The sequence below is a fragment of the Serratia sp. EC4 genome, from assembly GCF_059652115.1.
In genome coordinates this window covers 80,211-92,685 of the sequence record NZ_JBNIDE010000005.1, presented here as the reverse complement: position 1 = coordinate 92,685, position 12,475 = coordinate 80,211, and the positions used below count along the sequence as shown (strand labels likewise).

Here is a 12,475-nt window from a genome sequence, read left to right as displayed (position 1 = left end):
GTTAAGTTCAGTGGGCGAAAAAAAACCGGCGCAGTTGCCTGCACCGGTTGTTTCACGCTAAACGGAATTATTTCTGTGGGCGCATCGCCGGGAACAGAATCACGTCGCGGATGGTGTGGCTGTTGGTGAACAGCATCACCATGCGGTCGATGCCGATGCCCAGACCGGCGGTCGGCGGCAGGCCGTGCTCCAGCGCGGTGACGTAGTCTTCGTCGTAGAACATCGCTTCGTCGTCGCCGGCGTCTTTGGCGTTCACCTGATCGGCGAAGCGCTGCGCCTGGTCTTCGGCGTCGTTCAGCTCGGAGAAGCCGTTGCCGATTTCACGGCCGCCGATGAAGAACTCGAAGCGGTCGGTGATTTCCGGGTTCACGTCGTTGCGGCGCGCCAGCGGCGACACTTCAGCCGGGTACTCGGTGATGAAGGTCGGCTGAATCAGATGGCTTTCCGCCACTTCTTCGAAGATCTCGGTCACGACGCGGCCCAGGCCCCAGCTCTTCTCAACCTTGATGCCGATGGATTCGGCGATGGCCACCGCTTTGCCCATGTCGGCCAGGTCAGCCAGATCGGTTTCCGGACGGTATTTCTTGATCGCCTCGGTCATGGTCAGCTTCTCGAACGGCTTGCCGAAGTCGAACACTTCATCGCCGTACTGCACCTGAGAGGTGCCCAGCACTTTCTCGGTCAGGGTGCGGAACAGGGTCTCGGTCAGCTCGATCAGGTCTTTGTAATCCGCGTAAGCCATGTAGAGTTCCATCATGGTGAACTCTGGGTTATGACGCGGAGAAACGCCTTCGTTGCGGAAGTTGCGGTTGATTTCGAACACGCGCTCGAAGCCGCCGACCACCAGACGCTTCAGATACAGTTCCGGCGCGATGCGCAGGTACATGTCGATATCCAGCGCATTGTGGTGAGTGATGAATGGGCGCGCGGACGCGCCACCCGGGATCACCTGCATCATCGGGGTTTCGACTTCCATGAAGCCGCGTTCCACCATGAAGTTGCGGATAGCCGACATCACCTGCGAACGCACTTTGAAAGTGTTGCGCGATTCTTCGTTGGCGATCAGATCCAGGTAACGCTGGCGGTAACGGGTTTCCTGATCCGCCAGGCCGTGGAATTTATCCGGCAGCGGACGCAGCGCTTTGGTCAGCAGACGCAGTTCGGTGCAGTGGATCGACAGTTCGCCGGTCTTGGTTTTGAACAGCTTGCCGCGCGCGCCGAGGATATCGCCCAGGTCCCACTTCTTGAACTGCTCGTTGTACACGCCTTCAGCCAGATCGTCGCGCGCGACGTACAGCTGAATGCGGCCGCCCACGTCCTGCAGCGTGACGAAGGATGCCTTGCCCATAATGCGGCGGGTCATCATGCGGCCGGCGACGGTCACTTCTACGCCCAGCGCTTCCAGCTCTTCGTTGTCTTTATCGCCGTACGCAGCGTGCAGTTTGTCGGAGGTGGAATCGCGACGGAAGTCGTTCGGGAACGCAATGCCGTTCTCACGCAGGCCGGCCAGTTTCTCGCGGCGGGACTGCAGTTCGTTATTGAGATCCAGCGCCTGATCGGCGCCCTGTACTTGTTGTTCAGACATTTCTATTCCTCATAACCCGGCTTTCAAACTTGCCTCAATGAATTTATCCAGGTCGCCATCCAGTACGGCCTGCGTGTTACGCGTTTCGACGTTGGTGCGCAAATCCTTGATGCGGGAGTCATCCAGCACGTAAGAACGGATTTGGCTGCCCCAGCCGATGTCGGACTTGTTGTCTTCCATCGTCTGCTTATCAGCATTTTTCTTTTGCATCTCAAACTCGTACAGCTTGGCTCGCAGCTGTTTAAACGCTTGATCCTTGTTCTTATGCTGAGAACGATCGTTCTGGCACTGCACCACGATGTTGGTTGGCAGGTGAGTAATACGTACGGCGGATTCGGTTTTGTTGACGTGCTGACCGCCCGCACCGGAGGCGCGGTACACGTCGATACGCAGATCCGCCGGGTTGATTTCGATATCGATATCGTCGTCCACTTCCGGGTAGATGAACACCGAGCTGAACGAGGTGTGGCGACGGCCGCCGGAGTCGAACGGGCTCTTGCGCACCAGGCGATGCACGCCGGTTTCAGTGCGCAACCAGCCGAACGCGTAGTCGCCGATGATCTTGATGGTGGCCGATTTCAGGCCCGCGACGTCGCCGTCGGACTCTTCGATCACTTCGGTCTTGAAGCCCTTGGCTTCGGCCCAGCGCAGGTACATGCGCAGCAGCATGCTGGCCCAGTCCTGCGCTTCAGTGCCGCCGGAACCGGCCTGGATATCCAGGTAGCAGTCGGCGCTGTCGTATTCGCCGGAGAACATGCGGCGGAATTCCAACTGATCCAGCTTGCTCATCAGTTGATCCAGCTCGGCAACCGCTTCGTTGAAGGTCTCTTCGTCGTCGGCTTCCACCGCCAGTTCCAGCAGCCCGCCGACGTCTTCGCCGCCCTGCTCCAGCTGATCGATGGTTTCAACGATGGCTTCCAGCGCCGCGCGCTCTTTGCCGAGCGCCTGCGCGCGCTCCGGCTCGTTCCAAACGTCCGGCTGCTCCAGCTCGGCGTTGACTTCTTCTAGGCGTTCCTTCTTGGCATCATAGTCAAAGATACCCCCTAAGAACCGCAGTCCGCTCGGACAGGTCCTGAATTCGGTTTTTTACCGGGTTAATTTCAAACATGGTTTCGTTCTTTTACGTTGATGTCGTCGATGGCGGAATGCCATTGGAACCGCTAATTCTAACGGATCCGGGCGGCAGTTTATAGCGAGTTGGTCAGTTTTTGTGGCGATCGGGAAGGATGCCGGGGATTGGAGAGCCCAATCCCCGAATTGTGTTCAATTTCGCCTCAGCGCGGCCAAAGATGCTGGATCAGCAGCTGCACGTTGCGGTTGCCGCGAAACTCGTTGACGTCGAGCTTGTAGGCCAGTTCCACTTCGCGCACGCTGCTGTCCGGCCACAGCGTGGTATCCACGTTGAACGCGATACCGTCGAGCAACGGGCCGCCGCCGAGCGGCTCCACCATCAGCTTCAGGTGTTTCTCGCCCACCAGCCGCTGCTGCAGGATGCGGAACTTGCCGTCGAAGGTCGGTTCCGGGAACGCCTGGCCCCACGGGCCGCCCTCGCGCAGCAACTCCGCCGTGGTCAGCGACAGCTCCTGCATCGCCAGTTCGCCGTCGGACCAGATCACCCCTTCCAGCATCGCCGGATCGAGCCATTCGCCCACCAGCTCGCCGAAACGCTGGCGGAACTCGTCGAATTTGGCTTCTTCCAGCGACAGCCCGGCCGCCATCGCGTGGCCGCCGAACTTCATCATCAGCCCGGGGTTCAGCATATCCAGCCGCTCCAGCGCGTCGCGCATGTGCAGGCCGGGCACCGAACGGCCGGAGCCTTTCAGGATGCCGTCACCCGCCGGCGCGAACGCGATCACCGGGCGGTGGAAACGCTCTTTGATGCGCGAAGCGAGGATGCCCACCACGCCCTGGTGCCATTCCGGGTGATACATCGCCAATCCGTAAGGCAGCTCGGTGCTGGTGCGCTCCAGCTGATCGCACAGCTGCAGGGCTTCCACCTGCATGCCCTGCTCTATCTCGCGTCGCGTCTGGTTCAGCGCATCGAGATCGTTGGCCAGCATGCGCGCCTGCGCGATGTCGTCGCTCAGCAGCAGCGCCACGCCGATCGACATGTCGTCCAGCCGGCCGGCGGCGTTGAGCCGCGGCCCGAGCGCAAAACCGAGATCGTTGGCCGCCAGTTGACGGGCGTCGCGGTTGGCCACCTCAAGCAGCGCGCGGATGCCCGGTCGGCATTTGCCGGCGCGGATGCGGTTTAATCCCTGATACACCAGAATGCGGTTGTTGGCGTCCAGCGGCACCACGTCGGCCACGGTGCCGAGCGCCACCAGGTCCAGCAGCTCCGCCAGATTGGGCATCGCCAGCGCGCGCTGCTCGAACCAGCCGCTGTCCCGCAGGCGGGCGCGCAGCGCCAGCATCAGGTAGAACGCGACGCCTACCCCCGCCAGCGATTTGGACGGGAAGGCGCAGCCGCGCAGGTTGGGGTTAACGATCGCTTCGGCCGCCGGCAGGGTCTCGCCCGGCAGGTGGTGATCGGTCACCAGCACCTGCATGCCCTTGGCATGCGCCACGTCGACGCCGGCGTGGGAGGAGATGCCGTTATCGACGGTGACAATGAGTTCTGCGCCGCGCGCCGCCGCCTGCTCCACCACTTCGGGGCTCAGGCCATAACCGTCTTCGAAACGGTTAGGCACCAGATAATCGACGGCTGCGCCGCCCATGCTGCGCAGCGCCAACACCGTCAGTGCGGTGCTGGTGGCACCGTCGGCGTCGAAATCGCCCACCACCATGATGCGGCGGCCGTCGGCCAGCGCCTGTTGCAGCAGGCTGACGGCGTCGTCGATGCCGTCCAGCTGTTGCCAGGGCAGCATGCCTTTGACGCCGCGTTCCAGCTCTTGCTCAGCCTGCACGCCGCGCAGGGCGTAAAGCCGACGCAGCAGCGGCGGCAAACTGGCGGGCAGATGCGTGTCGTCCGCCGCCGGGCGGCGGCGTAGTTGCGTTTTGATACTCACCGGCGATTAACCACCGGCTTTGGTGGCGGCCTGGTGCGCATCCAGCATGGCGGCCATCTCTTTCGGCCCCTGATAGCCCGGGATCATCATGCCGTTCTCCAGGATGATGGCCGGCGTGCCCTGAATGCCGAACTGCACACCCAGCTCGTAATGCTTGCTGATGTCGGTTTTGCAGGTCGCCGGAGAAACGGCGTCGCCTTTCATGGCGGCGTCAAACGCCTTGGCCTTGTCGGCGGTGCACCAGATCGACTGCATGTCTTTTTCAGCCTGGGAAGCCAGCCCCTGGCGCGGGAATGCCAGATAACGCACGGTAATGCCCAGATCATTGTACTCTTTCATCTGCTGATGCAGTTTGTGGCAGTAACCGCAGGTGATATCGGTGAACACGGTGATCACGTGTTTCTCTTTCGGCGCTTTGTAAACGATCATCTGATCTTTCAGCGCGTCCATTTTGCTGCTCAGCAGTTGGTTGGTCACGTTGACCGGCTCTTTGCCGCTGACGTCGAACAGTGGGCCCTGCAGGATATGCTTGCCGTCTTCGGAGGCGTACAGCACGCCGCTGTCGGTCAGCACGGTTTTCAGGCCGTTGACCGGCGAAGGCTGCACGTCCGCCTGCTGGATGCCCAGGCTGGCGAGCGCTTTTTTGATCGCCGCGTCATCGGCATGGGCGGCGCCGGCCACCGAAGCCACCAGCAGAGAGAGCAGCATTAAACCTTTTTTCATTGTTCCAATCCTTTCGAACCCGCCGCTCAGGCGCGCGGGTGATGCTGTTGATGTAGCTGTTTCAGTCGTTCGGTCGCTACATGTGTATAAATTTGCGTGGTCGAGAGATCGCTGTGCCCTAACAACATCTGTACGACACGGAGATCGGCCCCATGGTTCAGCAAATGGGTAGCGAACGCGTGCCGCAACACGTGCGGCGACAGACGCTCGCTGTCGATGCCCGCAAGGATGGCATAGTGTTTGATGCGATGCCAGAACGTCTGTCGGGTCATTTGCTGGCAGCGGGTGCTGGGGAACAGCACATCCAGCGTCTGGCCGTTGACCAGCCATGGGCGGCCGTGCTCTAGGTAATTTTCGATCCAGTAGACCGCCTCTTCGCCCAGCGGCACCAGCCGCTCCTTGTTGCCCTTGCCGATCACCCGCACCACGCCCTGGCGCAGGCTGACGTCGCTGATGCTCAACCCCACCAGCTCGGAAACCCGCAGCCCGGTGGCGTACAACACTTCGAGCATCGCCTTGTCGCGCAGCTCCAGCGGTTGATCGACGCAGGGCGCCTGCAACAGCGCATCGACCTGCGCCTCGCTCAGATCCTTCGGCAAACGCTGCGGCAACTTGGGAGACGCCAGCTGCACGGTGGGATCGTCGGCGCGCAGCTTTTCGCGGTACAGATATTGAAACAGGCGCCTCATGGCGCTCAACAAACGCGCGGAGCTGGTGGCCTTGTAACCGCCATCCACCCGCTCGGCGAGAAACGCCTGCAGATCCAACGCCTGCGCCTGCAGCAAATCGGTCTTCTGCTGGCCAAGCCAGGCGCCCAGGGCCTGCAAATCCAGCCGATAGGAGGCCAGCGTATTTTCCGCCAGATTGCGCTCAAGCCACAGCGCATCCAGGAATTGTTCAATCAGCGCATTGTCTTGCTGTTGCACGCGGTCCTCTCTTTGTTGCATTTCCACCCGCGCCATTATGCCTTAAGCCGGAGCAAATCAGGTATACTCGCTGCAATTCTCTAAACAGCAACGTAACGGTTTACACATGAAGATTGGTCTGTTTTACGGCTCCAGCACCTGCTACACCGAAATGGCGGCAGAAAAAATCCGTGAGATTCTGGGTGAAGACCTGGTCGACCTGCACAACCTGAAAGACGTCTCGCCCAAGCTGATGGAGGACTATTCCATTCTGATCCTCGGCATCCCGACCTGGGATTTCGGCGAACTGCAGGAAGACTGGGAAGCGATCTGGCCGCAGCTGGCGGCGCTGGATCTGAAAGGCAAGATCGTCGCCATGTACGGCATGGGCGATCAGCTCGGCTACGGTGAGTGGTTCCTCGACGCGCTGGGCATGCTGTACGATCACATCGCGCCGCTGGGCGTACAGTTCATCGGCTTCTGGCCAACGGAGGGCTTCGAGTTCACCAGCCCCAAACCGCTGAGCGCCGACGGCAAACACTTCGTCGGCCTGGCGCTCGATGAGGTCAACCAATACGATCTGAGCGAAGAGCGCCTGCAGCAATGGTGCGAACAGATCCTGTTGGAGATGGAGCCGCTGCTGTAGCCGCTATCGGGCGCGTAACGCGCCCGATTTTCCTCACTTATTTCCACAGCCGGAAGCGTGGCTCGTCTTCCCCGGCCGGCGTTTCCTTGGTCAAACGCGCCGGATCGGCCACCTGATACCAGTCCAGCTTGCGCGTCAACAGCATAATGCCCGCCAGAATGGCGAACAGCAGCCCCGCCCCCAGCACCAACGCATTGTCCTCCGACTGCAACAGCAAATAGAGCACGCCGTACAACAGCAATAGGCTCGCGGCGAACAGCGCACCGCGCAGCTTGCCGCGCAGCACGGCGCTCAGATAGAAGCCGATCAGTCCGCTGCAGGCGATGCCGGCCGCCAGGTAAGCGAGAGCGAATCCCAGGTGTTCGGAGAAGGCCAGCAGAATCAGGTAGAACAGCACCAGCGCCGCGCCGACCAGCAGGTACTGAATCGGGTGCACCCGCAGCCCGGTCAGGGTTTCGAACAGGAAAAACGCCATAAACGTCAGCCCGATAAACAGCAGCGCATATTTGACCGCGCGCTCGGTCAGCTGATAGTGATCGACCGGTTCGACCAGGCTGGCGCTGAAGGCCGGCAGTTTATCCTCGTCGATAATGCCATCGTCGTAATGGAACGCACTGTTGATGTTGTTGGCGAACCAGGTGCTGCGCCAGCGAGCGCTAAACCCTTGATCCGTCACCTTGCGTTCGTCCGGCAGGAAGTTGCCGAGAAAATTCGGGTGTGGCCAGTTGCTTTGCAGTTGCAGCTCGCTGCTGCGCCCCAGCGGCACCAGCGACAGGCTGCTGGTGCCCGCCAGCGTCAGGGTGAAGTCGGCGTTCAGCCCCTCTTTTTGTTGCAGCGCCGCCAGCGTCAGCGGTGCGTGGATCCCCTGGCGCAACGAACCCACGCCGGTGCCCGGCTCAAACGCCACCGGCTGCGGTGTTGCCAGCGGGGAAATGCGCTTGATGCCGCGCGAGTCGCTCAGCGCCACCAGCAGGAACGGCTGGCCGACGGTCACGTTGGCGCGCTGCAAATCCGTCAGCTCCGGCTGGCCGAAACGCACCTTGAAGTTCAGCGGCCCCTGGTAAACCTGCGTCTGATAGATGCCCAGCTTGCGCACTTCCACATTCGGCGCGCCCTGCACCTGAAGCGACTCCGGCAGCAAATAGCGGTAATGCTGCACCCGCTGCACCACCGTTTGCCCTTTCTCGTCTTTCTTCTCTTCGCGTTCGACATAGGGAATGACAATCAACGGGCCGAGCACGCGCTGCGCCCCGCTGGTGCTTTCGCTCACCTGCCCGACCACGCTTTGCCGATAGCCGCTGCGTTCGTCGATCACGCTCATCAGTTGGGCGATGGGGATCAACATCACCACCATCAATCCCAGCAACGTGGTTATTTTCCAGAAAAGTACCGATTTCATCATGCTCGCTCCTCATAGGTAATGAGGCCACGATAAAACCCGCAGGTGAAATCAGAATGTGGTTATGTGAAGGGAAGGTGAAGTCACAGCGATAACATGAAAGTCGCTTCCACCCCGTGCGGCCGGCGGTTGCGCAGGCGAATGCCGCCATGATGCAGACGGGTGACCTCCTGCACGAAGTTCAGGCCCAGCCCGCTGCTTTTAGGCCGTTCGGCGCGCGGCAGCGAATAAAAACGCTCGAACACTTTATCGAGCGCATAGTCCGGAATGCCGCTGCCGTCGTCACAGACGCTGATGCAGTAATGCTGTTCTCGCCGTTCGCCTCGCACGCTGACGCAACCGCCCGGCGGGGTAAAGTCGATCGCGTTGTCCAGCAGGTTGGTCAGCGCCTGGCTGATCAGCAATGCATCGCCATTCAGCGTCACCTCCGCCAACGCCTCCAGTTGCAATCTGACGCCGCGCTGCGTCGCCTGCGCCTCTTTGCCCGCCATCGTCTGGCCGATCAGCGCCGCAATCGCGATGGGCGCGGTCTCCATTTCTGGCCGGCTCTCCAGCCGCGCCTGCACCAGCAGTTTATCCACCAGTTGCTGGATGCGTGCGCTTTGCTGCTCGATATTGGTGAGAAAACGCCGGGCGGTCTCCGGCGGTGGCAGCTCCTGCAACAGTTCCGCCGCCCCCCGGATCGCCGCCAGCGGGCTTTTCAGCTCATGCGTCAGGGTATGTGCATACTGTTCGATATAAGCTTTGCCTTCCAGCTTCAGACGCATGCTCTCCAACGCCTGCGCCAGCTGCGTCAATTCCCGGCCGCCCACTTCGGGCAACGGCGCGTTTTCTCCCTGCGCCACCCCGTCGGCATAACGCACCAGACGGCCTATGGAACGGTTGATCCACCAGACGAATACCGCCCCGATCAGCAGCGCAATTCCCAGCAGCAATGCGCCGGCCCACAAAATGCGCCGTTCGCTGCGTTTGATCACCGGCGCCATGGTGCTGTTGGGTTTGCCCACGGTAAGCACGCCGATAATGCGCCCTTGTTCTATCACCGGCGCGGCCACATACATCACCGAACTGTTTTCATCTTCTGGATCGCTACGGGTGCTGCGGGCGCCGTACTGGCCGCGCAGCGTCCGATAAACGTCATTCCAGCGCGAATAATCCTGCCCCTGCGCGCGGCCGGCGGAATCGAAGATGACCTTGCCTCGCGCATCGGTAAGATAGACGTGGTATTCACTGCGATCCTTGCGGATGCCGGAGATATTGGCGCCAATCGGCCGCTGGTTCAGCTGCGTAAACGCCTGCGCCAGTTGGCCATGCGCCGCATCGCCGCGCTGCATGTCCTGACGGGCGATCTGCGCCAGCAGGTTGGCGGTGTCCACCAGCGTGCCTTCGGTAGCGCGCCGCACGCCGGGCTTCACTTCCTGGACGAAAATGCTCAGCACGAAGTACCCGGCCACCGCCACGATCAGAAAATATCCCAGCAGCAGGCGCAGGCCAATTTTCATGGCTGGCGGCTCACGCTGTAGCCCAATCCGCGGTGGGTGTGGATCGGCGGCTCAGCGGGATCCACCGCACGCAGCTTGGCGCGCAGGGTTTTGATGTGGGTATCGACGGTGCGATCCAGGCTTTCTTCCGCCTGCGCCCAAACGCTTTCCATCAGTTGCTGCCGCGAGAACACCCGTCCAGGTGCCAACAACAGCGTCTTCAGCAGCAGGTATTCGTAACGGGTCAGCGGCAGCGGCCGCTGATGGTAGGAGATGGTGGCCGCGTCTTCGTCGAGGGCGAAAGCGCCGAAATGGTAGCGCGCGTTCTGTTGCAGGCGCTGCTGCTTATGCAGGCGGCGCAAAATGGTGCGCACCCGGGCGCTGACCTCGCGAGGGGAGAACGGCTTGGCGACATAGTCGTCGGCGCCGATCTCCAGCCCGATCAGGCGATCCACTTCATCACTGCGGGCGGTAAGAAACAGAATCGGCAGGTCGGCCGCCTGAGCCAGCAGGCGGCGACACAATTCAAAGCCGTTGATATCCGGCAAACCGACATCGAGGATAGCGAGCGCTGGCGCGCCTTCTTGCGCCAGCGCCTGCAACGCCGGCTCCGCGCGTTCGAACCAGCGGACTTCGAAGCCTTCGCTCTCCAGCGTGTAAACCAGCGTATCGGCAATGCTGGGTTCATCCTCCACCAACCAGAGTACGGGTTTCATCAGGGTTCCTCGCCGTTACCCGCCGGCGGATGCAGCAACAGCTGCCGCAGGTGGCGCCACTCCTCTTTGCTCATGCAGTCGGAAGCCAGCCACAGCCGGCGGCGCTTTTTGCCCTCCATCGGCTGCAGTGTCAACAGCATGCCGTAACCCGGCATCCACGGTTTTTTCGCCAGCCGCCACTCGCGGCCGTGCCAGCTGAAACGCCTGTCCGCCAGCAGCCGCAGCTCACCCTGCACCGCGGCGATGCGCTTCTGGCTGCGAATGCACTGAAACACCACCAGCGTCAGCAGCACCAGCCAGAGCGGGCCAAAGCCCTCCGGCCAGGGCGAAATCAGGATCAGCAGGATCAGAACGCCGTGGGTCAACAGTGAAAACAGCTGGGTGCGCCAGGAAATGCGGATATCACATCGCCACTGGGCCACGGTCTTTATTTCGCGTTTGGATCAGGGTCACCATTCTCTGCAGCTCGCCGTCCTGCGGCGCGCCATGATTCATCAGCCAGTTGAACAAATCGGGATCGTCACACTCCAGCAGGCGGATAAACAGCGCCTTGTCCGCGTCATTCAGGCTGTCGTATTCGTATTCGAAGAACGGCATGATGGAGATGTCCAGCTCGCGCATGCCACGACGGCAAGCCCAGTGAATACGTGCTTTGTTGTTAATATCCATGTTGTTATGACTCACCTCTTTTCAGCGCGGCAGCGCCAGCGCAGGGTTCAAATGACACACTGTATGGCAACGCCGTCGCAATATAATTCCATCAGCCGGGGATCTGTCTGCAAGGGTGCCCTGGCCGCAAGCCTATAGAGTAACAATTTGACATACACGCCGGGAAGGCGCTTTGCTGCGGAAAACGCAATAAAGCGCAAAATGCCAAAAAAAGCGCACCCCGGCGCCACGGCGCGAATAACAGTTTGCAAAGCCCGCCGCCTCTTTTACCATGGGCTCAATACCCTTCAGGTAAGCTAAACGTTGAGCAGGAACTTACTATGGCGCATAACATTCCATTCCCACCCCGTCAGCCCTCCGCTTCCACCCATCTTCCCCTGACGCTGATCTCGCTGGAAGATTGGGCGCTGGTGACGCTGAACGGGCCGGACACGGTGAAATATCTCCAGGGCCAGGTGACGGCGGACATCGACGCGCTGGCGGCCGATCAACACGTGCTGTGCGCCCACTGCGACGCCAAGGGCAAAATGTGGAGCAACCTGCGTCTGTTCCACCGAGGCGAAGGCTTCGCCTATCTGGAACGCCGCAGCGTGCTGGACAGCCAACTGGCGGAAATCAAAAAATACGCGGTGTTCTCCAAAGTCACTATCGCCGCCGATAATGACGCGGTATTGCTGGGCGTCGCCGGTTTCCAGGCGCGCGCCGCGCTGACGGGCCTGTTCGCCACATTGCCGGACGCCGGGCACCCGGTGGTGCAGGACGGCGAGACCACGATTCTGCACTTCGCTGCGCCGGCGGAACGTTTTCTGCTGGTGACCCGCCCCGCCGTAGCCGAACAGCTGATCGGCAAATTGCATGACCAGGCGGAACTGAATGACAGCAGCCAATGGCTGGCGCTGGAGATCGAAGCCGGTTATCCGGTTATCGACGCCGCCAACAGCGCGCAGCTGATCCCGCAGGCCACCAACCTGCAGGCGCTGGAAGGCATCAGCTTCAGCAAGGGTTGCTATACCGGTCAGGAGATGGTGGCGCGCGCCAAATTCCGCGGCGCCAACAAGCGGGCGCTCTACTGGCTGGAAGGTAAAGCGGCCCGCGCCCCGCAGGCGGCGGAGGATCTGGAGCTGCAGCTGGGGGAAAACTGGCGCCGCACCGGCACCGTACTGGCGTCGAGTCAGTTGGCCGACGGCACGCTGTGGGTACAGGTGGTGATGAACAACGATCTGGATGCCGACAGCAAGCTGCGGGTGCGCGATGATGCCGCCAGCCAGCTGGCGATCAAACCGTTGCCCTACTCGCTGGCCGAAGAGAAATAATCCGTCGGCCGCAGGCCCCCTGCCTGCGGC

At 61.2% G+C, this 12,475-nt stretch carries 12 protein-coding genes; 2 read left to right on the top strand and 10 right to left on the bottom strand.

The genetic code is table 11. From position 1 onward, the window contains the following. Nucleotides 1-67 precede the first annotated feature (67 nt). The 5 genes from lysS to xerD all read right to left on the bottom strand — a co-directional run bounded on the left by lysS (nt 68) and on the right by xerD (nt 6,242). On the bottom strand, nt 68-1,585 hold the full coding sequence (gene lysS / locus ACP39K_RS16470) for a lysine--tRNA ligase (RefSeq protein WP_004931697.1): 1,518 nt from the start codon (nt 1,583-1,585) through the stop codon (nt 68-70). Between the two features lie 9 nt (nt 1,586-1,594). Further along, a protein-coding gene (prfB, locus tag ACP39K_RS16465; RefSeq protein WP_096242572.1) for a peptide chain release factor 2 occupies nt 1,595-2,693 on the bottom strand; the annotation gives its coding sequence in 2 pieces (ribosomal slippage) (nt 1,595-2,617 and nt 2,619-2,693; 1,098 coding nt in all). Between the two features lie 166 nt (nt 2,694-2,859). Beyond that, nucleotides 2,860-4,593, bottom strand: coding sequence for a single-stranded-DNA-specific exonuclease RecJ (recJ, locus tag ACP39K_RS16460; RefSeq protein WP_033639478.1), 1,734 nt, complete (start codon nt 4,591-4,593; stop codon nt 2,860-2,862). A 6-nt stretch (nt 4,594-4,599) separates the two neighbouring features. Beyond that, entirely contained in the window at nt 4,600-5,316 is a 717-nt protein-coding gene (dsbC, locus tag ACP39K_RS16455; RefSeq protein ID WP_004931688.1) for a bifunctional protein-disulfide isomerase/oxidoreductase DsbC, read from the bottom strand. Between the two features lie 26 nt (nt 5,317-5,342). Next, nucleotides 5,343-6,242: a site-specific tyrosine recombinase XerD gene (gene xerD / locus ACP39K_RS16450; protein ID WP_497008713.1), complete on the bottom strand. Its 900-nt coding sequence runs from the start codon at nt 6,240-6,242 to the stop codon at nt 5,343-5,345. Nucleotides 6,243-6,348: 106 nt separating this feature from the next. Between xerD and fldB the strand changes: the two genes are divergently transcribed. After that, entirely contained in the window at nt 6,349-6,867 is a 519-nt protein-coding gene (fldB, locus tag ACP39K_RS16445; protein WP_033639477.1) for a flavodoxin FldB, read from the top strand. A 37-nt stretch (nt 6,868-6,904) separates the two neighbouring features. Here fldB and creD read toward each other — a convergent pair whose 3' ends face one another. The 5 genes from creD to sdhE all read right to left on the bottom strand — a co-directional run bounded on the left by creD (nt 6,905) and on the right by sdhE (nt 11,132). Then, complete coding sequence (creD, locus tag ACP39K_RS16440; protein WP_033639476.1) at nt 6,905-8,269, bottom strand: cell envelope integrity protein CreD; 1,365 nt, start codon at nt 8,267-8,269, stop codon at nt 6,905-6,907. 80 nt (nt 8,270-8,349) lie between these two features. Then, the gene (gene creC, locus ACP39K_RS16435; protein WP_497008690.1) at nt 8,350-9,768 is read right to left on the bottom strand and encodes a two-component system sensor histidine kinase CreC; all 1,419 of its coding nucleotides are present in this window, start codon (nt 9,766-9,768) and stop codon (nt 8,350-8,352) included. Beyond that, nucleotides 9,765-10,463: a two-component system response regulator CreB gene (gene creB, locus ACP39K_RS16430; RefSeq protein WP_048795299.1), complete on the bottom strand. Its 699-nt coding sequence runs from the start codon at nt 10,461-10,463 to the stop codon at nt 9,765-9,767. The genes creC and creB overlap by 4 nt, the downstream gene beginning before the upstream one ends. Next, nucleotides 10,463-10,885 carry a protein YgfX gene (locus ACP39K_RS16425; protein ID WP_016929976.1) on the bottom strand — a complete coding sequence of 141 codons (423 nt, stop codon included), beginning with the start codon at nt 10,883-10,885 and terminating at the stop codon, nt 10,463-10,465. The genes creB and ACP39K_RS16425 overlap by 1 nt, the downstream gene beginning before the upstream one ends. Next, nucleotides 10,866-11,132 (bottom strand): FAD assembly factor SdhE, encoded by a 267-nt coding sequence (gene sdhE, locus ACP39K_RS16420; RefSeq protein ID WP_004931679.1) that lies wholly within the window; start codon nt 11,130-11,132, stop codon nt 10,866-10,868. Before sdhE ends, ACP39K_RS16425 begins: the two co-directional genes overlap by 20 nt. A gap of 320 nt (nt 11,133-11,452) precedes the next feature. On the opposite strand from sdhE, the gene ygfZ reads away from it, so the two are divergent. Continuing rightward, nucleotides 11,453-12,445 (top strand): tRNA-modifying protein YgfZ, encoded by a 993-nt coding sequence (gene ygfZ / locus ACP39K_RS16415; protein ID WP_346418150.1) that lies wholly within the window; start codon nt 11,453-11,455, stop codon nt 12,443-12,445. The last annotated feature ends 30 nt before the right edge of the window (nt 12,446-12,475 follow it).